The organism is Streptomyces sp. NPDC127177, from assembly GCF_042672475.1.
Taxonomy (GTDB): Bacteria; Actinomycetota; Actinomycetes; order Streptomycetales; family Streptomycetaceae; genus Streptomyces.
This window is the reverse complement of record NZ_JBHXUW010000025.1, coordinates 48,577-70,755: the sequence shown is the minus strand read 5'-3', so window position 1 is coordinate 70,755 and position 22,179 is coordinate 48,577. Positions and strand designations below refer to the sequence as shown.

The 22,179-nt window shown below is 71.8% G+C and carries 11 protein-coding genes and 2 pseudogenes; 7 read left to right on the top strand and 6 right to left on the bottom strand.

Annotated elements, in window-relative coordinates:
- Nucleotides 1-3: 3 nt before the first annotated feature.
- Both ACFVJX_RS17545 and ACFVJX_RS17540 read right to left on the bottom strand, forming a co-directional pair.
- A complete protein-coding gene (locus ACFVJX_RS17545) occupies nucleotides 4-210 on the bottom strand; it encodes an MbtH family protein (RefSeq protein WP_384122570.1) in 207 nt (68 codons plus the stop codon).
- The gene (locus ACFVJX_RS17540) at nucleotides 207-10,625 is read right to left on the bottom strand and encodes an amino acid adenylation domain-containing protein (protein ID WP_384122568.1); all 10,419 of its coding nucleotides are present in this window, start codon (nucleotides 10,623-10,625) and stop codon (nucleotides 207-209) included. The genes ACFVJX_RS17545 and ACFVJX_RS17540 overlap by 4 nt, the downstream gene beginning before the upstream one ends.
- A gap of 452 nt (nucleotides 10,626-11,077) precedes the next feature.
- Between ACFVJX_RS17540 and ACFVJX_RS17535 the strand changes: the two genes are divergently transcribed.
- From ACFVJX_RS17535 to ACFVJX_RS17515, 5 genes are all read left to right on the top strand, one after another.
- Entirely contained in the window at nucleotides 11,078-11,395 is a 318-nt protein-coding gene (locus ACFVJX_RS17535) for a hypothetical protein (protein WP_384122566.1), read from the top strand.
- A gap of 201 nt (nucleotides 11,396-11,596) precedes the next feature.
- Nucleotides 11,597-12,316: a GntR family transcriptional regulator gene (locus ACFVJX_RS17530; RefSeq protein ID WP_384122564.1), complete on the top strand. Its 720-nt coding sequence runs from the start codon at nucleotides 11,597-11,599 to the stop codon at nucleotides 12,314-12,316.
- A gap of 4 nt (nucleotides 12,317-12,320) precedes the next feature.
- Nucleotides 12,321-13,100, top strand: coding sequence for a sulfite exporter TauE/SafE family protein (locus tag ACFVJX_RS17525; RefSeq protein WP_384122562.1), 780 nt, complete (start codon nucleotides 12,321-12,323; stop codon nucleotides 13,098-13,100).
- 147 nt (nucleotides 13,101-13,247) lie between these two features.
- Nucleotides 13,248-15,644: a SpoIIE family protein phosphatase gene (locus tag ACFVJX_RS17520; RefSeq protein WP_384122560.1), complete on the top strand. Its 2,397-nt coding sequence runs from the start codon at nucleotides 13,248-13,250 to the stop codon at nucleotides 15,642-15,644.
- A 474-nt stretch (nucleotides 15,645-16,118) separates the two neighbouring features.
- A complete protein-coding gene (locus ACFVJX_RS17515) occupies nucleotides 16,119-16,784 on the top strand; it encodes a hypothetical protein (RefSeq protein WP_384122558.1) in 666 nt (221 codons plus the stop codon).
- A 55-nt stretch (nucleotides 16,785-16,839) separates the two neighbouring features.
- Here ACFVJX_RS17515 and glpK read toward each other — a convergent pair whose 3' ends face one another.
- Both glpK and ACFVJX_RS17505 read right to left on the bottom strand, forming a co-directional pair.
- Nucleotides 16,840-18,357 carry a glycerol kinase GlpK gene (gene glpK, locus ACFVJX_RS17510; RefSeq protein WP_384122556.1) on the bottom strand — a complete coding sequence of 506 codons (1,518 nt, stop codon included), beginning with the start codon at nucleotides 18,355-18,357 and terminating at the stop codon, nucleotides 16,840-16,842.
- Between the two features lie 27 nt (nucleotides 18,358-18,384).
- Nucleotides 18,385-19,230 carry an MIP/aquaporin family protein gene (locus ACFVJX_RS17505; protein WP_384122554.1) on the bottom strand — a complete coding sequence of 282 codons (846 nt, stop codon included), beginning with the start codon at nucleotides 19,228-19,230 and terminating at the stop codon, nucleotides 18,385-18,387.
- 500 nt (nucleotides 19,231-19,730) lie between these two features.
- On the opposite strand from ACFVJX_RS17505, the gene ACFVJX_RS17500 reads away from it, so the two are divergent.
- Together ACFVJX_RS17500 and ACFVJX_RS17495 are read left to right on the top strand one after the other, a co-directional pair.
- Nucleotides 19,731-20,111 (top strand): hypothetical protein, encoded by a 381-nt coding sequence (locus ACFVJX_RS17500; RefSeq protein ID WP_384122552.1) that lies wholly within the window; start codon nucleotides 19,731-19,733, stop codon nucleotides 20,109-20,111.
- A gap of 418 nt (nucleotides 20,112-20,529) precedes the next feature.
- Nucleotides 20,530-20,958: pseudogene (locus ACFVJX_RS17495) on the top strand (integrase); the annotation flags it as partial.
- A gap of 350 nt (nucleotides 20,959-21,308) precedes the next feature.
- Here ACFVJX_RS17495 and ACFVJX_RS17490 read toward each other — a convergent pair.
- Both ACFVJX_RS17490 and ACFVJX_RS17485 read right to left on the bottom strand, forming a co-directional pair.
- Nucleotides 21,309-21,533, bottom strand: a pseudogene (locus ACFVJX_RS17490) (transposase family protein); the annotation flags it as partial.
- A gap of 360 nt (nucleotides 21,534-21,893) precedes the next feature.
- Complete coding sequence (locus tag ACFVJX_RS17485) at nucleotides 21,894-22,079, bottom strand: hypothetical protein (RefSeq protein ID WP_384122550.1); 186 nt, start codon at nucleotides 22,077-22,079, stop codon at nucleotides 21,894-21,896.
- Nucleotides 22,080-22,179 lie beyond the last annotated feature (100 nt).

The window sequence follows — 22,179 nt, the reverse complement described above, 5'->3', positions numbered from 1 at the left end:
GCGTCAGGCCACGGCGACGCGTGCGCTCCGCGGGGTCAGATCCGTCCAGTGCACCTCGACGTACTCCAGGCACGCGGTATGTCCGGCGGGCCCGTACACGGCCTGCCAGCCCGCCGGGATCTCGGCGAACGAGGGCCACAGGGCGTGCTGGTCCTCGTCGTTGACCAGGACACGGTGCTGGGTCTGCGGGTCGTCGAAGGGGTTGGTCATCGGTTCTCTCCCTGAGAGGTGTCGTGGGCGTCGCTCAGTGCGGCGGCCAGGGTGGTGCCGATCTGCGCGCGTGCGGTGGGCTGCATCATCTGGGCGTGCGCGCACGCGACGTCGTGGTTGTCGATGGGGCCCGTGATGTACGGGGCCCAGAGTCCGAGGCCGAAGGTGTCGGCGGGGCGGCCCTCGGTCGCGGTGAAGAAGAGTGCCGGGCCTTCGAAGCGGCGGGGTGTGTACGTCCGCATCAGCCGGGCCTGGCCCGCGAAGTTGTCCACCATCGCGTCGATGGTGGCGGGCTCCAGCGAACCGAGGGGGCTTCCGCTGCGACGGAACTCGTCGCGGACCGCGCTCGCCTCGACCGCGCCGTCCCGGCCCAGGGCCTCGTCGCCCACCCCCATGTTGGTCAGCAGGGCCCGGAACACGGTGTCCCGGTCCGCGTCGTCGAGGTCGTCCAGCGGGGCGAGCGGGAACGCGTCCAGGATGGCCAGCAGAGCCACCTGTTCGCCGGCCTCCTGGAGCTGGACCGCCACCTCCTGCACCACGTTGCCGCCGAAGGACCAGCCCATCAGGTGGTACGGCCCGTCCGGCTGGACGGCCCGGAGCTCACGGACGTACACGGCGGCCATCGACTCGATGCTGGTGGGGAACGGCCGGCTGCCGTCGAGGTTCGGCGTCTGCAGTCCGTACACCGGCTGACCGGGGTCCAGGTGGGGCAGCAGTCCGCCGTAGGACCAGGCGAGCCCGCCGGCCGGATGGATGCAGAAGAGCGGGGGCCGGCTGCCCGCCGTGCGCAGCGGGAGAAGCGTGGCCAGCGGGTTGTCCGTCTTCCCGTCGAGGAGCCGTTCGGCGAGCCCGGCGACCGTCGGTGCCTCGAAGAGGCTGCGGATGGTGAGTTCGACGCCGAGGGCCGACCGGACACGGCCGATCAGCCGTGCGGCGAGCAGGGAGTGCCCGCCCAGTGCGAAGAAGTCGTCGTCGATCAGGACGCGTTCGGCACCGAGCACCTCGGCGAACAGGGTGCACAGCACGTCCTCGGCCGGATTGCGCGGGCTGCGCCCGGCGGCGTCCGCCGCTACGAGGGGAGCCGGGCGGGACAGGGCGGCGCGGTCCAGCTTCCCGTTCCGGGTGAGCGGGAGACGCTCCAGGGACTGCCAGCCGGTCGGGACCATGTAGCCGGGCAGCTGCCGCAGCGCGTACTCCCTGAGCGCCACCAGACGCCCGGAGGCAGGGCGGGCGCCGTCGATGTCCGGTGCTCCGGACAGGACTACATGGGCGGACAGCGAAGTGCCCGCCGCATCGTCCTCGTGCGCGACCACCGCGGCCCGCACGACGTCGGGGTGGGCACTCAGCACGGCCGCGACCTCGTCCGGCTCGACCCGGAAGCCGCGCACCTTGATCTGGCCGTCGGCCCGGCCCGCGAAGAGCAGGGAGCCGTCGGACGCGCGCAGAGCGCGGTCGCCCGTGCGGTACATCCGGGCGCCGGCCGGCCCGTAGGGGTCGGGTACGAAACTGCGGGCGGTCTCGGCCGGGCGGCCGTGGTAGCCGTGGGCGAGGCTCTCGCCCGAGAGGTACAGGTCCCCGGTCACCCCCTGCGGCACCGGGCGCATCCTGCCGTCGAGCAGCGCGACCCGGGTGCCGGTGACGGGCCCGCCGAGCACCGGGCGGACGGTGTCGGCGATCCGGGCGACCAGGGTGTCGACGGTGGCCTCCGTAGGACCGTAGAAGTTCCAGCTCTGGACATCGGGGATCGCCCGCAGTGCTGTCCACAGGGCGGCCGGTACCGCCTCGCCGCCCAGGACCAGGGCCGTCGGACGGTGTGCCGCGTCCGGGGCGAGCAGCCCCGCCTCCAGCAACTGGCCGACATGGGTGGGGGTGGACTCCAGCACGTCGAGGCCCCGGCCGCGTACGACGTCCACCAGTGTCTCGGAGTCGCGTCGGGTGCCGTCGTCCAGGAGATGGAGTTCATGGCCGTCGATCATCCACAGCACGGGGTCGAAGGACGCGTCGAAGGAGAGCGCGGCGGTCAGGGCGACCCGCAGCCGCCGGCCGCCACGGGCCCGCACGGCGGGGGCGAATACCTGGGAACGGTGGTGGTCCAGCAGACGGCCCAGCGAGCCGTGGCCCACGCGCACGCCCTTGGGGCGGCCGGTGGAGCCCGAGGTGTGGATCAGGTACGCGGCGTCCCCGGGAGCCGGACGGGCCGGGGGAGGGGAAGCGTGCGCCGTCCCGTGCGGACCGGCGCCCAGTACCAGCGGACGCCACCCGGCCGGCACCCGGTGGGCGGTGGCTTCGGCAGCGAGGACCAGTACCGGCCGGGCGTCGTCCAGGACCGCCTCGATCCGCCCCGCCGGGAGGCTCGCGTCGAGCGGCGCGTAGAGCGCGCCCGCCTTGAGCACACCGAGAAGTGCGGCGACGGAGTCGAGGGACCGGGGCAGCAGCACCCCCACGCACGCACCGGCCCGGACGCCCTCGGCGTGCAGCAGGGCGGCGATGCGGTCGGAGCCCGCGTCGAGCTGGTTGAACGTCGCCTCTCCGTCCGGAGCCGCCACCGCCACGGCGTCGCCGTGCGCGGCGACGGTCTCGGCGAACCGGTCCAGGACGGTGGCCGCCCCACTGCCGGGTCCGCCGTCCCCGAGCGCGAGCAGCCGGGACTGCTCGGCCGGAGCCAGCAACGGCAGTTCGCTCACCGGGGTGTCCGGCGAACCGACGGCCTGGGCCGTCAGCGCGAGGAACCACTCCACGATCCGTTCGGCGGTGGCGGTGTCGAAGAGGTCCCGGCCGAATTCCAGCGTGCCGTCGAGGAACGCACCGTCATCGCCGGTGCCCGGACGTTCGGTGAAGCCGAAGGAGAGGTCGAACTTGGCCGCGGAGGTGTCGACCTCGTGGATCCTCGTACGCAGACCGGGCAGCTCGGCACGGGGCGGCCTGGTGTTGTTGAGGGTCAGCATCACCTGGAAGAGCGGATGGCGGCTGAGCGAGCGGGCCGGGCGCACCTCCTCCACGAGTCGTTCGAACGGGAGGTCCTGGTGGGCGTAGGCGGCGAGATCGGTCTCCCGCACCCGGGCCAGCAGTTCACCGAAGGTGGGATCGGCGCTCACGTCGGCCCGCAGCGCCAGTGTGTTCACGAAGAAGCCGACCAGTGGCTCCAGCGCCTCGTCGGTCCGCCCCGCCACCGGTGTACCGATGGTGATGTCGTCGCCCGAACCGGCCCTGTGCAGAACCGCGGCCAGTGCGGCGTGCAGCACCATGAAGGTGCTCGTGGCCGACGCCCCGGCCAGGCGTGCGAGCGCCGCCGTCGTCGCCGGCGGGACACGGAAGGCGACCGACCCGCCCCGGCCGCTCGGCACGGTGGGCCGAGGACGATCGGCGGGCAACGGCGTCTCCTCCGGTGCACCCGCCATCGCCGCCTTCCAGTAGGCGAGTTGCGTGGCGAGGGCCGAGCCGGGCACGCCGGGGTCTCCCAGCAGATCCCGCTGCCAGAGGGTGTAGTCCGTGTACTGCACCGGCAACGGGGCCCAGTCCGGTGACCGGCCTGCCGTCCGCGCCGCGTAGGCCTCAGCCAGGTCCCGGGCCAGCGGTCCCATCGACCACCCGTCGGCCGCGATGTGGTGCACGACGACGAGCAGGGTGTGCCGTTCCTCCGAGGTACTGAAGAGTCGGGCGCGCAGGGGGAGTTCGTGCGCCAGGTCGAACGGCCGGCCGGCCGCCTCCCGCAGCGCACCCGGGAGGTCCGCCTCCGCCGTCTCCGTGACGGGCAGCGCGGGGCCGGCGTCCGCGGGCGGCAGCACGGACTGGAACGGCTCGCCGTCGCTCACCCCGATCAGGGTCCGCAGGCTCTCGTGCCGGTCGACCAGATCCGTGATGGCCCGACGCAGCGCCGTACGGTCCACGGCGCCTTCCAGTTCCACCGCGAACGCGATGTGGTAGGACGCGCCATTGGGGTCCAACTGGTGCAGGAACCAGAGCCGTTGCTGCGCCGGGGAGAGTGGGGGGCGGTCGGGGCGGACGGCCGGACGCAACGCAGGCCGTGCGCTCTCCGCTCCGTCCAGCCGGCCGGCGAGCGCCGCGGGAGTCGAGGACTCGAAGAGGGTGCGCACCGGCAGCTCCACCCCGAAGGCGCCCCGGACGCGGCCGATGAGACGGGTGGCCAGCAGCGAGTGCCCGCCCAGGTCGAAGAAGTCCTCGCCCCTGCCCACGTGTTCGTGCCCCAGGCACTCGGCGAACAGCGCGCAGAGTATCTCCTCGCGCGGTGAGCGGGGCGGTTCCGCCGCCGACGGCTTTGCCCCCGGGCCGGAGGAGGAACCCCCGTCCTGCGGAAGGGCCCGGAAATCCACCTTGCCGTGCGCGGTCAAGGGCATCGAGGCGACGGAGAGCACGACGGCAGGCACCATGTACGCGGGCAGCCGCTCCGCCACGAAGGAACGCAGCTCACCCGCCGGGAGCCCGCGGCCGTCACGGGGTACGACCCAGCAGACGAGCTGTCCGGCACCGTCCGTGCCGGCGCGGACGGCGACCGCGCACTGCGCCACGTCGGGGTGGCCGCGCAGGACGCTCTCGACCTCGCCGGTCTCGACCCTGAAGCCGCGCACCTTGACCTGGCCGTCGGCCCGGCCCACGTAGACGAGCCGCCCCTCCCGTCGCCGCACGAGGTCACCCGTGCGGTACATGCGGGCGCCGGGGACCCCGTACGGGTCGGGGAGGAAGCGGGAGGCGGTGGCGGCGGGGAGGTTCTCGTAGCCGCGGGCCAGTCCGGCACCGGAGATATAGAGCTCACCCGTCACCCCCGGAGCGACCGGCCTCAGCCGTGCGTCCAGCACCCGAGCCCGGGAACCGGCGACCGAGCTGCCCAGGTGCGCGGACGTGCCGAAGGTGACCCGTCCCATCACGCTGTCGACCGTGGTCTCCGTCGGCCCGTAGAGATTCCACACGATGACATCGCGCATCGCGGCCAGTTGTTCCCAGAGCTGCTCGCCCAGCGCCTCACCACCCAGCGCCACCACTCGGGGACGGCGCCGGCCGGGAGCGAACAGACCGTTCAGCGCGAGCTGTTCGAGGAAGGACGGGGTGGTTTCGACGACGTCGATCGCGCGGTCGTGCACCAGCGCGGCGAGGGACTCGGGATCGCGCCGGACGGTGTCGTCCACCAGGTGGAGTTCGTGGCCGGCGATCATCCAGAGCAGTGGGTCCCAGGAGGCGTCGAAGGTGAGGGCGGCTGTCAGGGCGACCCGCAGGGGGCGGCCGTCCGCTGAGGCCTCCACGGGCTCCATGAGCCGCTCGCGGTGTCCCGCGTACAGGTTGGCAAGGGCGCCGTGTTCCACCGTGACCCCCTTGGGCAGGCCGGTGGATCCCGAGGTGTGCAGTACGTAGGCCACGTCCCCGGCACGCGGCAGGGGCGGCAGGGCGTCCTCGGCGTGCGTGTCCGGCCGGCTCTGCCCGTCCAGGAACAGACGGGGCACCCTCCCGTCCGGGATGTCCTGCGTGCCGGACACGGTCAGCAACAGCCGGGGTGCCGCGGTGTCGAGGATCGACGCGTTGCGGGCCGGCGGCTGGGCGAGGTCCAGCGGTACGTAGGCGGCGCCGGCGCGCAACACGGCCAGCAGCGCCACGATGTGACCGGAGGTGCGCGGCAGGGCCACGGCCACCCGGTCGCCCCGTTCGACGCCCGCCGCGCGGATGTGCCGCGCAAGCCGCTCGGTGCCGGCCAGCAGTTCGCCGAAGGTGAGCCGCCCGTCGGGCGCGACGACTGCGGTGCGGCCGGGCTGCAGGGCGGCGCGTGTGGTGAGGACGTCCAGCACCGTCCAGTCGGAGCCGTCGCCGGAGCCCGGCGAACCGGCGGCCGGCCTGGCGCGGGAGGCGCGCGGCAACTCGTCCAGTGCCGCGTCGCGCTGACCGGGCGTGAGGAAACCGGCGTCGTCGGCAGGCCGGTCGGGATGGGCCAGCAACGCGGTGAGGAGCCGGGAGAAGTGTTCGGCGAACCGCTCTGCCGTGGCCCGGTCGAAGAGATCCCGGGCGAACTCCAGCTCACCCTCGATACCGGCGGGCGCGCCCGCGCTGTCGTACCGCTCGGCCAGGTCCCAGGTGAGGTCGAACTTCGCGCCGGTGCCCCGTACGGAGGTCTCGTGGCTGACCGCGAGACCGGGCAGCACGGGGCGGGGCAGCGGCGTGTTGTTGAGGCTGAGCATGACCTGGAAGAGGGGGTGGCGGGAGGCGGACCGCTGCGGTGCCAGCGCCTCCACGACACGTTCGAACGGCAGGTCCTGGTGTGCGTAGGCCGCGAGGTCGGACCGCTTGACCCGTGCCAGGAGTTCCCGGAAGGCGGGGGCCCCCGACGTGTCGGTTCTGAGGACCAGTGTGTTGACGAAGAACCCGATCAGTTCGGTGAGGCTCTCGTCGGTGCGGCCGGCGACAGGTGTGCCGACGGCGATGTCGTTCCCGGCGCCCAGCCTGGTCATCAGGGCCGCGAGCGCCGCGTGCAGCACCATGAAGGCGCTGGCCCCGCTGTCGGCGGCCAGTTCCGCGAGCGCCCGGTGTGCGGCCGCGTCGACCACGACCGGCACCCGCCCGCCGCGGCCCGACGAACGGGCGGGCCGGGCGCGGTCCGTGGGGAACCCGCTCTCCTCGGCGAGCCCGTCAAGGGCCGCCGCCCAGTGCGCCAGCTGCCGACTCGCGACACTGTCCGGCTGTCCGGGGTCACCGAGCAGCGACCGCTGCCACAACGTGTAGTCGGCGTACTGCACCGGCATCGGCTCCCACCCGGGCGCGGTGCCCGACGCGCGGGCCGCGTACGCGGTGGAGAGGTCGCGCAGCAGGGGCCCCATCGACCAGCCGTCGGCGGCGATGTGGTGGAGCACGAGCACCAGGACGTGCTCGTCCGCTCCGGTCGGGAAGAGCTGCGCCCGCAGTGGGAGCTCCCGGTCCAGCGCGAAGGGCGCGGGGTCGGGCCGTACGGTCAGGGCGTCGCCGGCCTCCTCGACCACCAGGGGCGACCCGGCGGCGGCGGCGGTCAGCACGTGCTGCCGCACGCCCTCCGCGTCCTCGGCGAAGACCGTCCGCAGGCTCTCGTGCCGGGCGACGACGTCACCGAGCGCCATCGCCAGGACGTCCCGGTCCAACGGCCCGGACAGGCGCAGGGCGAGGGGTACGTGGTAGGCGGTTCCGGCGTCCGACATGGCCTCCGTCACCCACAGGCGCTGCTGTCCGGACGAGGCGGGCAGCCGCTCCGGGCGGGGCAGGACCGCGGTCACGGCGGGCCGGGCGGGCGGGGCGGTGGCCAGCAGCGCGACGAGCCCGGCCGGCGTCGGCGACTCGAACAGGGACCGGATCGGCAGTTCGACGCCGAACTCGGCCCGGATCCGGCCCACCAGACGCGTCGCCATCAGCGAGTGGCCGCCCAGCAGGAAGAAGCTGTCGTCCCGGCCCACCCGCGGCAGTTCCAGGCACCCCGCGAACACGGCGCACATCCGCTCCTCGTCGGGTGTGCGCGGTGCCCCGCCCCGGGTGGCCACGGGGTGGGCGGGCGGCAGCAGCCCGGCGTCCAGCTTTCCGTTCGGTGTGAGGGGCAGCCGCTCCACCGTCGCGTACGCGGACGGCACCATGTGGTCGGGAAGGGCCTCGACGAGGGCGTCCCGCACGGCTGCGAGATCGAGACCGGCCGTGGCGTCGGCGGGCACCACGAAGGCCGCGAGGCGTTCGGCACCGTCCTGGTCCGGGGCGGCGGTGACCGCCGCGGCCGTGACCCCCGGCACCTCCCGCAGGACGGACTCGATCTCGCCGGTCTCCACACGGTGGCCGCGGATCTTGATCTGACGGTCGCCGCGGCCCAGGAACTCCAGCATTCCGTCGTCGTCCCACCGGGCGAGGTCCCCGGTGCGGTACATGCGGCCCCCGGGCGCTCCGAACGGGTCCGGCATGAAGCGCTCCGCGGTGAGCCCGGGACGTCCGGAGTATCCACGGGCCACGCCCTCGCCCGAGAGGTACAGCTCACCGGATCCGCCGCGCGGCACCGGGTGCAGCGACGGGTCGAGCACGTACGCCCGGACACCGGCGACCGGCCGTCCGATGACGGGGGCCGGGCCCGCGAGCCGGGCGGTCACGGCGTCCACGGTGGCCTCGGTCGGTCCGTAGAAGTTGAAGACGAGGAGGTCGTCCAGGGCGGAGAGCCGCTTCCACAGGGCGTCGTCGACGGGCTCGCCGCCGAGGGCGATGACGCGCGGCCGGTGCCCGGGGGTCGCGAGCAGCCCGGCGGTGAGCAGCTGGCGCAGGTAGGCGGGTGTCGTCTCGATGACGTCGATCCGCTCCCGGACGAGGTGCTCCACGAGCGCCTCGGGGTCACGCCGGACGGCGTCGCCGACGATGTGCAGCTCGTGTCCGGCGGCCATCCACAGGACCGGGTCCAAGGACGCGTCGAAGGAGGCCGGCGCGGTGAGAGCGACACGGAGCCCGCGGCCGTACGCCCGCTCCGCCAGGGCGTGGGACTCCCGCCGGTGGTGTTCGAGGAGGTTGCCGAGTGAGCGGTGCTCGACGACGACGCCCTTGGGCCTGCCGGTGGAACCCGAGGTGTAGATGACGTAGGCGGCGTCCCGGGGGCCGGGGCTGACCGGCGCGCTCACGTCGGGTTCCTGCTGGACGAGGTCCGGGTCCACGAGCGGAAGCGAGCGTGCGGGATCGATCAGGTGCGCCGACTCGGTGGTCGCGACCAGCGCGGCCGGGGCCGAGTCCTCGATCATGAAGGCCAGCCGGTCCGCCGGGTAGGACGGGTCGAGCGGCAGATAGGCGGCCCCCGCCCGCATCACCGCCAGCATCGCCACGACGAGTTCCGTGGTGCGGGGCAGGCCGACGGCTATCCGGACCCCGGGGCGGGCCCCGGCGGCGGCGAGCACTCCGGCGAGCGCGTCGACTCGGCTGTCCAGCTCCGCGAAGGTCAGCCGGGTGGACCCGGACACGACCGCGGTGCGGTCCGGGGAGATCCTGGCCTGCCGGGAGAGCTGCTCGGGCAGGGGGACGGGCGGGGTGCCGCCCGCTGCGGGGGTGTGCGGTGCGCCGAGCCCCGGGACGAGCCGGCGTTCGGCGTCGCTGAGGAAGTTCAGCGATCCGACGGTGCGGGACGGCTCGTCGGCGAAGTCCTCGATCAGCCGGCACAGCCGCCGGTGATGTCCCGCGAGCTCCTGCGCGGTGTGGCGCTCGGGGTTGCCGTGCAGGTCGATGTGGAGGCCGCCGTCGGCGTAGGAGGCGTGCACGGCGACGGCCAGGTCGTCCACCGGACCGATGGACAGGTTGTGCAGGGTGGCCGGGTGCGGGCCGAAGCGGAGGCTGTCGTCGAAGGCCAGGATGTTGACCGAAGGGCCGCTCAACGGCACGTCCGTGCCCGCGAGACCCCGGTCCTGCCGCAACTCCTGCGCGGCGTAGCGCTGATGCCGCAGAACCTTTCGGGCCTCGGCGGAGGCGCGCCTGGCCACATCGGCCACCCGGTCCGACGGGGCGAGTGCCAGCCGCATCGGCAGGATGGAGCTGAGCATGCCCGGTGTGGCACGGGCGAGCGGGGTCCGCCTCGCGGTGACCGGCAGCCCCAGCACGACCTCACCGACGCCCTGGCTCCGGTGCAGGTAGACGGCCAGTGCGGTCATGAAGAACGTCGGCCATCCCACCCCCGACTCCCGGGCCGCGGCCCGCAGCCGGTCCGCCCGCGCGGGCGACAGCTCCTCGCGTACCCGCAGCGAACCTCGGCCGGACACGGGCCGGGTCCGGCCGGCCCCGGCCGGAGTGGGGGCGCCCGCCAGGTACCGCGACCAGAACGCGCTGTCCTCGGCGTGCTGTCCGGACGCGCGGTAGGCGTCCTCCTCGTCGATGAGCGCCGCGAGTGTGCCGCCCGCGCCGGCCGGCGGCGTGCCCCCGGCAGCGTCGAGCGAAGCGGTGTAGGCCTCGGCGATCCGGGAGAGCGCCAGCGCGGCGCCGTACCCGTCGAGCGCGAGGTGATGGACCTGCTGGTGGAAGAGATGACGCGTCTCGGCCAGGCGGTAGAGGGTCATCCGCACCAGCGGACCGCTGGTGACGTCCACGGGCCGCCGCAGCGCTGCCTCCATGCGCCGCAACGCCTCGCCATGGGGATCCGCGTGACCGGAGAGATCGACCAGGGGTACGTCGAGCGGGGGCCGGCCGGTGCCGTCGGCGCCGTGGATCCGCTGAAAGGGGACACCGTCACGCTCACCGAACGTCACCCGAAGCGCTTCGTTCCCGCTCACCACACGGCTGACGGCGGCCCGCAGCACGGCAGGGTCCAGCCGGCCCCGGACGTCCGCGTACTCCGCCACGTTGTACGCGGGGTCGTCCGCGTCGATGCGCTGCGCGAACCAGATGCCCCGCTGGGCGGCTGTCAGCGGCAGAACATCCTGGGGAGCCATGGTGTGTGGGGCGTCGGTCACGCGTTCTCACCTCTGTGGAAGGCCTGAGGGCCGGGGAACGGCTCAAGGCGTTGCGCCGGTTCAGGACGGATTCGGTACGGGAGCCCCTGTTCGCACGGGCGGCTCCATGGCGGGCGGCTACCTCATGGCCGCGCCCCCGCTCCGCGCTGACGGGCCTTCACGCGTCGCGGTTGTGAAGCGGAAATCTGACGCACCGACACCGTGCCGTGCTCCTTCGAAAGTCGCTGCCGCCCCGAATGGGCTGTCACAGCAGTTGTTCGGAGTCACAGATGTCCCGGATTGGCGATGTGACGCGGGACACAGTCGCGAGCCTTCGGCTTTGCGCTTCGCGTGTGCATAAAGCCGGTGGAGCGATGGATTCGAGCCGGCGACCAAGCCGGAGCGGCCGACAGCTTCGAAGTGTCCATGTCGAAAACGACCACTCGGAACATCACGAGATCTCTGGAGCGTCCATGAAGTTTTCCGCAGGTGTCCCGCGCCCGTTCCTCACCCTGGCGGCCGCGGGGGCACTGGTGATGGCGTCGGCGGCCGGTGCCGGAGCGGTCTCGGCCGCCGGTCAGCCGGCCCCGGCCGGCCACTCCATACGGGCGGACCAGTCGCGCGGAGGCGGTATCGCGTCGACCGGTTCCTACCGCGGCGTCCAGGGCGGCAACCTCTGCCTGCTCTCACGCTGCTCGGTGGGGGAGTCCGCCCCCGGCCGTGACGCGGGGCCGAGCAACACCCAGGGCTTCAACCTGTGCCTGCTCGCACTCTGCACCGTGCGGCCCTGACACCGTCCCCCGGCCACGGTGCCGGGTCGCCGCGGGCACTCCTGGGGCACCGCCCCGCCCGCGGCGACCCGGCGTTGGCCGCCGCCTCGGAGACGGAACCGCAGGTCAGGCGTTCCCCCAGGTCACAGGGGGTGGCGTAACACCGGCGAAACATGAGTGGGGGTACGGTCTGCAACCCTTGACACATCCGGGAGGCAGCACATGGCCACGGGCCGGGCAGCACAGGCACGGCGGGCCGCGGACGCGCTGCGACAGCGCGTCGTCGCCGGCGAGTTCACGGACGGCAGACTCCCCGACGAGTACGTACTGAGCCGGTCGCTCGGCACCTCGCGCAACGTCGTCCGCGAAGCGCTGAACCTGCTGCGGGACGAGAACCTGGTCACCCGGCGGCGCGGCATCGGCACCCTCCTCACGGCACACACCTACCGGCACGGCCTCGACCGCCTCGCGGGTCTCGCCGAGGAACTCACCCCGTACGGCACCGTCTCCAACGACGTGCGCGAGGCGCGCGTCGTCCCGGACCCGCCCCCGGCGATCGCCGCACGGCTGGATCTCCCCGAGGGCTCGGCAGCCGTCCACATCGAACGGCTGCGCCGTCTCGACGGCACCCCGCTCTCCCTGGACTCGACGTGGCTGGCACCCGACATCGGCCGTCCACTGCTCGACCGCGACCTCGCGGGACGCGACCTGTTCGCGCTCATCGAGGAGGTGACCGGGGCCCGTCTGGGAAGCGCCGAGGTCACCGTGCACGCGGTCACTGCCGAGCCGGACACCGCCCGCGTGCTCGACGTGGCGGACGGCGCGGCGCTCTTCGCGATCGACCGGATCACCCGGCTGCCCGACGGGCGCCCGGTCGACGTGGAGTCCCTGCGCGTACGGGCCGACCGGTTCGCGCTGCGCGCCGTACTCCCGAGGAACTGACCGCATGACGGCCCAACCGGACGCGGCCCACCTCGTCCTCCTGGCGCTGATCGGGCTGCTCGGCGGCATCGGGATCACGGCCATCGGGCCGGGCGGCGTGCTGCCGACCATCGGCCTCTTCCTGCTCACCGGCCTGCCACCGTCCGGTGTCGCCGGCACCGCGATCGTCACGCACGTCGCCACCGGCGTCCTCGGCACGACCGCCTACACCCACTCCGGTCAGCTGAAGGCACCGGGCACCCGCCGCTGCGCCGCCGTACTCGCCGCCGCCGCACTGGCCGGCACCCCGCTGGGCGTGCTGTGCAACACCATGGTCGAAGGACGCGGCTTCGGGCTCCTGCTCGCCTTCGCGGTCACCGTCACCGGGGCGCTGGTGTGGGTGCGCGACCGGCGCGCCGGCGACCTGCCGGACGAGCTCACGGCCCCCGGCATCCCGTGGGGGCGCACGGCCGCGATCGGTGTCGTCGTATCGCTCGTGGCGGGTCTGTTCGGCCTCGGCGGCCCGATGCTGAGCGTGCCCCTCCTCGTCGTCTGCGGGATGCCCGTGCTCGCGTCGCTGGCCGCGGCCCAGGCCCAGTCCATCGTCATCGCGAGCGTCGGCACGGTCGCGTACGTGATCCATGGCGACGTGAACTGGCCGCTGGCCGCGCTGGTGGGCGTGCCGGAGCTGGCCGGCGTCCTGATCGGCTGGCGCATCGCCCACCGGATCCCGGCCAGACGCCTGAAATACGCCCTGGTCGTCTCCCTGCTGGCCATGGCGCCCTACCTGGCGCTGCACACCTGAGCCGGTGCCGACGGCCCCCGGTCTGCCCGGCGGTGCTCTTCGCCGTCCGGCGCGAGGTGCCCGACGTGCCCGAAGCACCGGGGGAGCGCATGCTTGGGGTGAGAGGTGCGCCCCGCACGCAGTTCCCTCCCGCCATGGAGACGACCGATGGCATCTCCCGGCCGCGACCACCAGGAATCGGGCGCCGGGCTGAATCGCGCCGCGGCGGCACTCCTCGACGACCGCGCCCGGATCTGCTGGTGGTCGAGTGCGGCCGCGGACCTGCTCGGCTGGACCGGCGACCAGGTGACCGGAAGACCTGCCCGTCGGCTTCTCGCACCCGGGCGTGGGAAGGCGTCCGCCCATGGGGGGACCGGGCGGACACGGCTCCGGCACAGCTCGGGGCGGCTGATCGAGGCCGACGTCCGGCTGATGGGCTCGGACACCCCGGGGACCACGCTCGTGGTCGCGGAGCCGGCAGGAACACCGGAGGGATGGGACCAGGACTCGGTCCTCGCCCGTTCCGTGCTGGCCCAGGACGACATCGCCATCATCGAGTGCGACATGAGCCTGCGCGTCGTCCGCTCCAACGCCGCCTGCGATCTGCTGTGTCCCGAGGGTGCCGGCGACGACTGGCTGGTCGAGCTGCCCGGTGCGGGCATCCACGGGACCGTCCGCGAGTTCATGGCCCGGGTGGCGGAGACGGGAATGCCCGTCATCGCCGCCGAGTACCCCTTCGGTGAACTCGGCTCCGACCGGATGCTGTCCCTCACCTGCATCCGGGTCAGCGACCCGGCCGGCGCGCCGCTGGGCATCGCCATGGCCGCCATCGAGGTCACCGGGCGCCACCGCGCCCAGCAGCGCCTGTCGACGGCGTACCGGAGCGGGCTCGGTATCGGGGGCTCACTCGACCTGGTGCACAGCGCCCGCGACCTGGTGGCCGTGCTGGTGCCGGCACTCGGCGACCTCGCCAACGTCGACTTCCCCGACGATGTGCTGGAGGGGCGCGATCCGCCGCTGGGCCACCCCGGGCAGGAAGCGTTCGCCCCGCGCCGGGCGGCCGTCCAGGCGCACGGCGGCACGTGGCCCGCCGCACTGGTCCAGGTCGGTGAGCCCGTGCCCGCAGTCCCGGAGAGCCCGACGATCGCGGTCAGGACCGTCGGGGGTGTGGTCGCCGCGGACGCCGCACTCTCGCGGGAGATCCTCGGTCACGACCCGTACCTGATCAGGCGCCACATGCCGGAAGGGATGCACCACTCACTCGGCTGCCCGCTCTATTACCGGGGCCGTTTCTTCGGATACGCCTCCGTGTACCGCACCCGCGATCCCTCGCCGTTCGACGACGCCGACATCAAACTCATGCAGGACCTCTGCCACCGCACGGCCCTCGCCATCGACAACGCGTACCGGTTCACCCGGGAACACCAGACGGCTATCGTCCTTCAGCAGAGCCTCCTGCCCCCGTCGACGACGAAGAGCACGGCCACCGAGACCGCGGGCGTCTACGTGCCCGCGAGCGGCAGTGTGAGCGTCGGCGGGGACTGGTTCGACGCCTTCCCCCTGTCATCGCTGAGAACGGCGCTGGTCGTCGGCGATGTCATCGGCCACGGGCTGCAGGCCACCGCCACCATGGCCCGGCTCCGCACCGCGGTCCAGACCCTGGCCGATCTCGACCTTCCCCCCGACGAACTCCTGGCACGGCTCGACGACCTGGTCCAGCGCATGGAGGGCGAGGCCCAGGAGTCCGACACCGTCGGCGCCTCCTGCCTGTTCGCCGTCTACGACCCCGTCACCGGGGTGTGCCAGATGGCGAGCGCCGGCCATCCGCCCCCGGCCGTAGCCCTGCCCGACGGGCGGGTGGAGTTCCTCCCCGTGGTTCCGGGACCGACCCTGGGCGTCGGCGACAACCCGTTCGAGGTTTTCAGCACGACGCTGCCGGTCGGCAGCATCCTCGCCCTCTACACCGACGGCCTGGTCCGCCGCGGCAGGGACTCCGGCGGCGGCGAGGCCGCCCTGCTCGACGCACTGGGACGACTGGCCGGGGCCGGTCGGTCGCCGGACGAGATCGGCGCCGAGCTGATGGCCGGTCACCCCACGCCGGAGTACCAGGACGACGACGTCACGCTGCTCCTCGCCCGCACCCGGACCGTCACCGAGGAGAACACGGCGGCGTGGGAGTACCCGGCCGACCCGGCAGCCGTAAGCGCGGCACGCGCCGACGTCAACGTCCAGTTGGAGGCCTGGGGCCTCGACGAGCAGATGTTCGCCACCGAACTGATCGTCAGCGAACTGATCACCAACGCAGTCCGTTACGCGGGCGGACCGGTGTCCCTGCGGCTGATCCGTGACCGGGTCCTGGTCTGCGAGGTCTCCGACCCCAGCAACACCCAGCCCCACCTGCGCAGGGCCCGGAGCACCGACGAGGGCGGCCGCGGACTGTTCCTGATCGCCCAGCTCACCACCCGCTGGGGCTGCCGCTACGGCACGAGCGGCAAGACCATCTGGACCGAACAGGCCCTGGACGGCTCACCACATGGGGCCGACCGCGCCATCGAACCCCTGTAGGGCGGCGGCGTACGGCGCGGGCGCGCGCGCTGGATGCGTGGCGCGTACGACGGCGCGGGCGATCCGGCGCTGCCGAGCGCGTGGAGATGGCGGGCTGGACCTCTATGCTTCGGGCGTACAGAAGGCGGAGCGGGGGGACGGGACGTGAGTGGTAACGGGGGGTTGGGGCCGTATCCGGGACCGGGTAACGGCCTGCCACCGCAGCAGCCTCCGCCGTCCGGGCCCTACGGGCCGTACGGGCCGCAGCCCCCGCCGTCCGGGCCGTACGGCCCACCGCCCCCACAGCGGAACGGACCTCCCCAGCCCTACCCGTACGGACCTCCCCAGCCCTACCCGTACGGTCCGCCGCAGCCACCACCGGGTGGGTGGCCTCCGCAGCCGCCCCATCCGCCGACGCCTTGGCAGCGGATCCGGCGAGCGGGCAACCCGATCGGACTCGCCAGACGTGTCTTCACACCGTCGCGTCCGGGGCGGGTGGAGGATCTCGCCGTCAGGCGGCTCCAGTTGATCCGTACGCTGGTCGGGTTCGCGGCTGTCACCTGGCTCGCCTTGTCCTACCGGCTGGTCTCGTCCGCCAAGGGACTGATGGATGACCGAGTCGACCAGGTGTGGAACAGCGTGCTGGTGATGGCGGTGACCTTGCCGGTGGTCGTGGGGGTCTTCGTGGCGATGTCACGGCCGCCGAACCGGCGTGTGTTCCTGCGGCGCGCCCTCAGGCCGCTGGGCGCGATGCTGGCCCTGTTCGGTTCGGTCTTCGTGGTCGTGGCGCTGGAGATCGCGGACCAGAAGGGCATGAGCGACGAGATCGTTCCGGACAACATCTACGTCAAGGTCGCCGGGTTCCTCTTCCTGTTCCTGTGGTGGCTGCCGTTCGTGCTCTACGGCGTCGTGATGTCGACGGCGACCGTGTTCCGCACGGCGGACATCCACGACCTGGTGCCGCCCCTGGTGGCCACCGCACTGGTGTGGGAGCTCGCGGTCATCGACCTGTTCACCGGCTCCTACGAAGGGGTCCCGTTCGGCACCCGCATGCTGTTCACGCTCGGGGCGCCGATCTCCGTAACCGCGGTCACCCTGTGGGAGGTTCGCCGCCTGCGTGACCGACATGGCATCACCGTGCGCGGCACCCTGCTGCGCTGACGGCCCGGGCAGGATGCGCCCTGCCCGGGCCTGTCTTGCCGTCGCGAGGACGTGGTCAGTCGACCTTCACCCAGTCCAGGGTGCGTTCCACAGCCCTCTTCCAGCCCGCGTAGCCCTCCGCGCGCTGCTCCTCGGACCACTGCGGCGACCACCGCTTCGACTCGTGCCACTGGGTGCGCAGCTCGTCGGTGTTCTGCCAGAAACCGGTGGCCAGCCCCGCCGCGTAGGCGGCGCCGAGAGCGGTCGTCTCCGCGACGACGGGCCGGCTGACCGGGACGCCGAGGACGTCGGACTGGATCTGCATGCACAGGTCGTTCGCGGTGACACCGCCGTCGACCTTGAGCACGTCGAGATGGACGCCGGAGTCCTGTTCCATGGCTTCGACCACGTCGCGGCTCTGGTAGCAGATGGACTCCAGCGTCGCCCGTGCCAGGTGGGCGTTGTTGTTGTACCTGGCCAGGCCGACGATCGCACCACGCGCGTCGGAACGCCAGTACGGCGCGAACAGGCCGGAGAACGCGGGAACGAAGTACATGCCCCCGTTGTCCTCGACGCCCCGGGCCAGTCCCTCGCTCTCGGCCGCCGACTTGATGATCTTCATCTGGTCGCGCAGCCACTGGACCGCGGATCCGGTGACGGCGATGGAACCCTCCAGCGCGTAGACCGCCGGACTGTCGCCGAACTGGTAGGCCACCGTGGTGAGGAGGCCGTGCTGCGAGCGGACCAGCTCGGTGCCGGTGTTGAGCAGCAGGAAGTTGCCGGTCCCGTAGGTGTTCTTGGCCTCGCCGGGGGAGAAGCAGACCTGGCCGACGGTGGCCGCCTGCTGGTCGCCGAGGACTCCGCCGATGGGAATGGCGGCACGCAACGGCCGGGAGGTGCGGGTGGAGCCGTAGGCCTCCGGGTGCGAGGAGGGGTTGATCTTGGGAAGCATCGCCCGGGGAATGTTGAAGAATCCGAGGAGTTCGTCGTCCCAGTCGAGGGTCTCCAGGTTCATCAGCATGGTACGGCTCGCGTTGGTCACGTCGGTGGCATGGATACCGCCGTCCGGCCCGCCGGTGAGGTTCCACAGGACCCAGGCGTCCGTGTTGCCGAAGATGGCGTGACCGGCCTCCGCCGCTTCCCGTACGCCGTCGACGTTCTCCAGGATCCACTGGATCTTGCCGCCGGAGAAGTACGTGGCCGGCGGCAGACCTGCCTTGCGGCGGATGACCTCGCCCGCGCCCGAGCGGTCGAGCCCTGCCGCGATGGTGTCGGTACGGGTGTCCTGCCACACGATGGCGTTGTAGTAGGGCTGACCGTTGCGCGGGTCCCAGACCACCGTCGTCTCGCGCTGGTTGGTGATCCCGATGGCCGCCAGGTCGCTCGGTGACAGACCGCCGTGCCGCAGCGCGTTCTGCATCACCGAGTTGGTGCGCTCCCAGATCTCCACCGGGTCGTGCTCCACCCAGCCGGAGCGGGGCAGGATCTGCTCGTGCTCCAGCTGGTGTTTGGCGACCTCGTTGCCGCCGTGATCGAAGATCATGAATCGGGTGCTGGTGGTCCCCTGGTCCACCGCGCCTATGAAGTCCGCCATGATGTGCTGCCTCTCCGGCCGGTGTGCTCAGTCCTTGGGTGCCGGGATGCGTCCCGGCGGTTCGGGTACCGCGGACGGCAGGAACCGTCCGACGAAGACCTTGTAGAAGCCCGCGCCGAGCAGACCTCCGACGAGCGGGCCCACGATGGGCACCCAGAAGTAGAGATTTCCGTACTGATCTCGCCACGCACCGTTGTAGCCGGTGATGAAGCTCGCGAGCCGGGGGCCGAAGTCACGGGCGGGGTTGATCGCGTAGCCCGCGTTGGTTCCCCAGGCCATCCCGATCGCGACCACGACCAGGCCGATGATGAACGGGCCCATGTTCGAGCCGGGCGGGGTGTTCAACAGGTCCGTGATGGCCATGATCAGCAGCAACAGGATCGCGGTGCCGATCACCTGGTCACGGAACGCGCCCCACTCGTGGACCGGCAGAGCCGCGTTGCCGTTGGCCGGCAGTGTGGAGAACACGGTCTGCGTCTTGATGGTGTGTCCGGGGTCGGCCTTGGCCAGCGCCTCGGTGTAGTTCCAGCGGACGAGGAGTGCGGCCACGAACGCGCCGACGGTCTGCGCCAGCGCGTAGGGAGCCACCTTGCTCCACGGGAACCCCCTGAAGGCGGCCAGCGAGAGGGTCACCGCGGGATTCAGATGGGCCCCGCTCAGCCGCGCCGCCACGTAGACGCCGAGCGTTACGCCCAGCCCCCACGCCCAGGCGATGCTGTCGTGGTCCCCGAGGCCGCCGGTCGGATCCGTGAGATCTCCACCGGCCGCCACCTGGGCCACGACACCGCATCCGAACAGGATGAGGATCATCGTGCCCGCGAATTCGGCGCACAACTCGCTGACGATTCCGGACTTCTCACGTTGCTCAGCCATGGAAGCTCGCCCTCCGCCGACGGAGCCGGCTGTCGACTATGTGTCAGCAGGCTAAGACGTGTCGGGAAAAAGGGCATACGGGATGACCTGAACGCCTTGACGGGGATCGCGGGCACCGGCACGGCGTATGACGCCCGACGGCCGTGGGCGCCGCAGGTCGGAGGGGGGACGGACCTCGCGGGCCGGTGAATCCGTCCCCGCGGCGGAAGCCCAGGACACTGACCCGACCGGGTGAGAGCGGGGGCGCCCGCACGATCCGACCGCAGTCGGCCGGCCGGCCCGGAACGGCAGATCGCTCCGGCCCTCAGCGGCGCATCGGCGAGCGCAAGATGGACCGGCCACGACCTGAACGACAGCCGGGACAAGACTTCGCCCGCCCGGCAGCGCCTGTTTCGGAAGTGGGACGGAACCTTCCGCGCGGTCGCCGCGTCTCTCTCGATGACCTGACGGCACGCCATGAGCATTGTGCCGTACCACGAGCGACAGCGGGGGAGACACACATGCGTATACGCAGGACGCTGGGAGCAACCCTGGCGACGGTGGCGCTGAGCGTGGGGATCGGTGCCGTAGCGACGCCGTCCGCCCACGCGGCAACCAACTGCGCGCCGGACAGCGACGGGATCAGGTGGTACTGCAACAACGTGTCGGGCGCGCCGGTGTACGGCATCATCGGCAACAACCACTCGTACCCGGACGCCAGCAAGGTCGTTGGTTACATGTACTCCAACCCGAGCTGGTTCTACTGCAAGCTCGACGGCCAGGACTGGGTCGGTGGACCCCACCCCACGCGCTGGCTGATGACCGTCGCCGACAACGGCCAGCTGGGCTTCATGAAGGACACCGCGATCTCCAGCGAAACCAACCCGGTCCGGAACTGCTGACCACTGGGTACCCGTCGGTCGGGGCAGCTTTCTGCCCTCTTCCGGCGTGTGGACCGGCGCGCCCGGTCGCCTGACCGCAGGTGACCGGGCAGTCGATCGAAGGGCGGGCGCCGAGCACGGCACCCGCCCTTCGATCCCAGTGGTCAGCGCGGGTCCGGAACGACCTGGGGGGCCCTTCGCGGGGACACGACTCGTTGTAGAGTGGGCGGACAGCCTTTGACCTGCATATACGCAGGCAGGGAGCCTAGGTCCAGGAGTAGCTTGATGATGCGCACCATGTTCAGGTCGAAGATCTAGCTAATTGGCGTTTCCGCAGGTCAGCGGCATAATATGCTCCCCTCAGGTCAGCAAACGGTCAGCATGCGTCCCGGACGTGTCCCCGCTTGCTGACCTGCGACCTACGGTGCGGCGCCTTAGCATGATTCTTGGGCTGGAACGGATGGTCCATCGCATGGCCCGACAGCTCGCCCGCGGCGTGGGGTCCTTCTTCAAGGACTGCGGCTGCGCGAAGCCCACCCGCTGCCCTCACCCGGACTCGATTCGTTTCCGGGACGCGCTCGGCAAGCAGCGCGAGGAGTCCGGTTACGGCGCACAGGACGACGCGATCGAACGCCTCACGCAGCTGTACGCGGAGAAGAGGACCACAGCGCCGTCGGTGGCGGCGGCCCGCCGTGAACTGGGCCAGCTGACGGTCGAGGAGTACGCGAAGCAGTGGCGTCCCCGGCAGCGCAAGATGACGGATTACTCCACGGGGGAACACGTCGACAGCTCGATCAACGTGCACATCGTCCCGCGCCTCGGGTCGCGGAAGCTGAACTCGGTCACACCGATCGTGGTGGAACGCTTTCTGGACGAGATGGAGAAAGACGGGGTGGGTCGCGGGAACCAGGTGCATATATTCCGGGTCCTCAAGACCATCCTGCGGGACGGGGGCTATGGCGGCCGCATGTTCAGCCTGCCGCTGGAGGCCGCTGACCTTCATGTCGTTGATGGGCTTGCACGGGTAGCCCTCCAACATCCCCCCGTAGGTCGAAGACATTCGGAGCTCGGTGAGCTCGATCGAACGGCCAGATGAGAGGGCTATGTGGCTCAGCGACATGCCGACACCCTATGCACACGATCACTTCCGATACACGGCCTAAAGGTTGTTGCAGAAGGGTGGGTGTGGGCAGGCCGGGATGGCGTTTGACCTGCTGGTCAGCCTGTCATGGCGAGGTTGTGCATGGTGGCGACGGCTTGGACGGCGTGGTGGAGTCCGTCTCCTTTCTGGCGGCAGTCGCGGAGGATTTTCCAGTTCTTCATGCGGGCGAAGGTGTGCTCGACGCGGGCGCGGACGCGTCGGTGTTCGGCGTTGTCCTCCTCCTGTCCGCGCAGGAGTGGGCGTCCGGCTCTTCTGCGGTGCGGGAGGATCGTTTCCGCACCGCTCCCGTACTACCTTCACCAACTTCTCGAACCGGCCCATTCGCAAGCCGGTGAACGTCTCCACCCACAACGACTCAGCCCGCAACACCCCACCCATACAAGAGGAATGCCCCATCCCAGGCGTTCTGCAACAACCTTTAGCTTGATCTTTAACCTGTATGGCGTGGGCGTGGGGTCGTTGACTTCTTCGTGGTCGGGGTAGGTGCGCTGGTGCTCGCGGGTGTGGTGGTAGGCGAGGTAGGAGTCGAAGTCGCCGTTGGTGTGGACGGCGCGGAATCCGAGGACAGCTTCGGCGCCGGCGAGGCCCCAGCGGGCACCGGCGATATCGAGACGGTCAGATCGGCGGGAGATCCGCACCGGTCATCCCCTCCGCCAGACGGTCACGGTCTGCACCCCGACCACTCCGCCCCCGCCCACCGGCTCGACCGCCGCCGATCGTGCGACCGCGTCCACCGCGGCTCCCTCGGCTGAGAGTTCCTCCAGCGTCTCCCACGTCACCGTCAACCGGTCCAGCCGCCCCCGCTCCGCCCCCAGCCGTCCAGTCAACGCAGCGACCTGCCCGCTCCACCCGCGCCCGCACCGCCGCCCGCCGCGCTTCAAGTTCCCCGAACAAAGAGCCCATCCGGCACCGCCTCCTCTACCCGCA

What these genes read in the sequence shown, in the direction of transcription:
- ACFVJX_RS17530 (WP_384122564.1), top strand. Translation starts at nt 11,597, where the DNA reads ATGGCCACGGGCCGGGCAGCACAGGCACGGCGGGCCGCGGACGCGCTG.
- ACFVJX_RS17545 (WP_384122570.1), bottom strand. Translation starts at nt 210, where the DNA reads ATGACCAACCCCTTCGACGACCCGCAGACCCAGCACCGTGTCCTGGTC.
- ACFVJX_RS17500 (WP_384122552.1), top strand. Translation starts at nt 19,731, where the DNA reads ATGCGTATACGCAGGACGCTGGGAGCAACCCTGGCGACGGTGGCGCTG.
- ACFVJX_RS17505 (WP_384122554.1), bottom strand. Translation starts at nt 19,230, where the DNA reads ATGGCTGAGCAACGTGAGAAGTCCGGAATCGTCAGCGAGTTGTGCGCC.
- ACFVJX_RS17520 (WP_384122560.1), top strand. Translation starts at nt 13,248, where the DNA reads ATGGCATCTCCCGGCCGCGACCACCAGGAATCGGGCGCCGGGCTGAAT.
- ACFVJX_RS17525 (WP_384122562.1), top strand. Translation starts at nt 12,321, where the DNA reads ATGACGGCCCAACCGGACGCGGCCCACCTCGTCCTCCTGGCGCTGATC.
- ACFVJX_RS17535 (WP_384122566.1), top strand. Translation starts at nt 11,078, where the DNA reads ATGAAGTTTTCCGCAGGTGTCCCGCGCCCGTTCCTCACCCTGGCGGCC.
- glpK (WP_384122556.1), bottom strand. Translation starts at nt 18,357, where the DNA reads ATGGCGGACTTCATAGGCGCGGTGGACCAGGGGACCACCAGCACCCGA.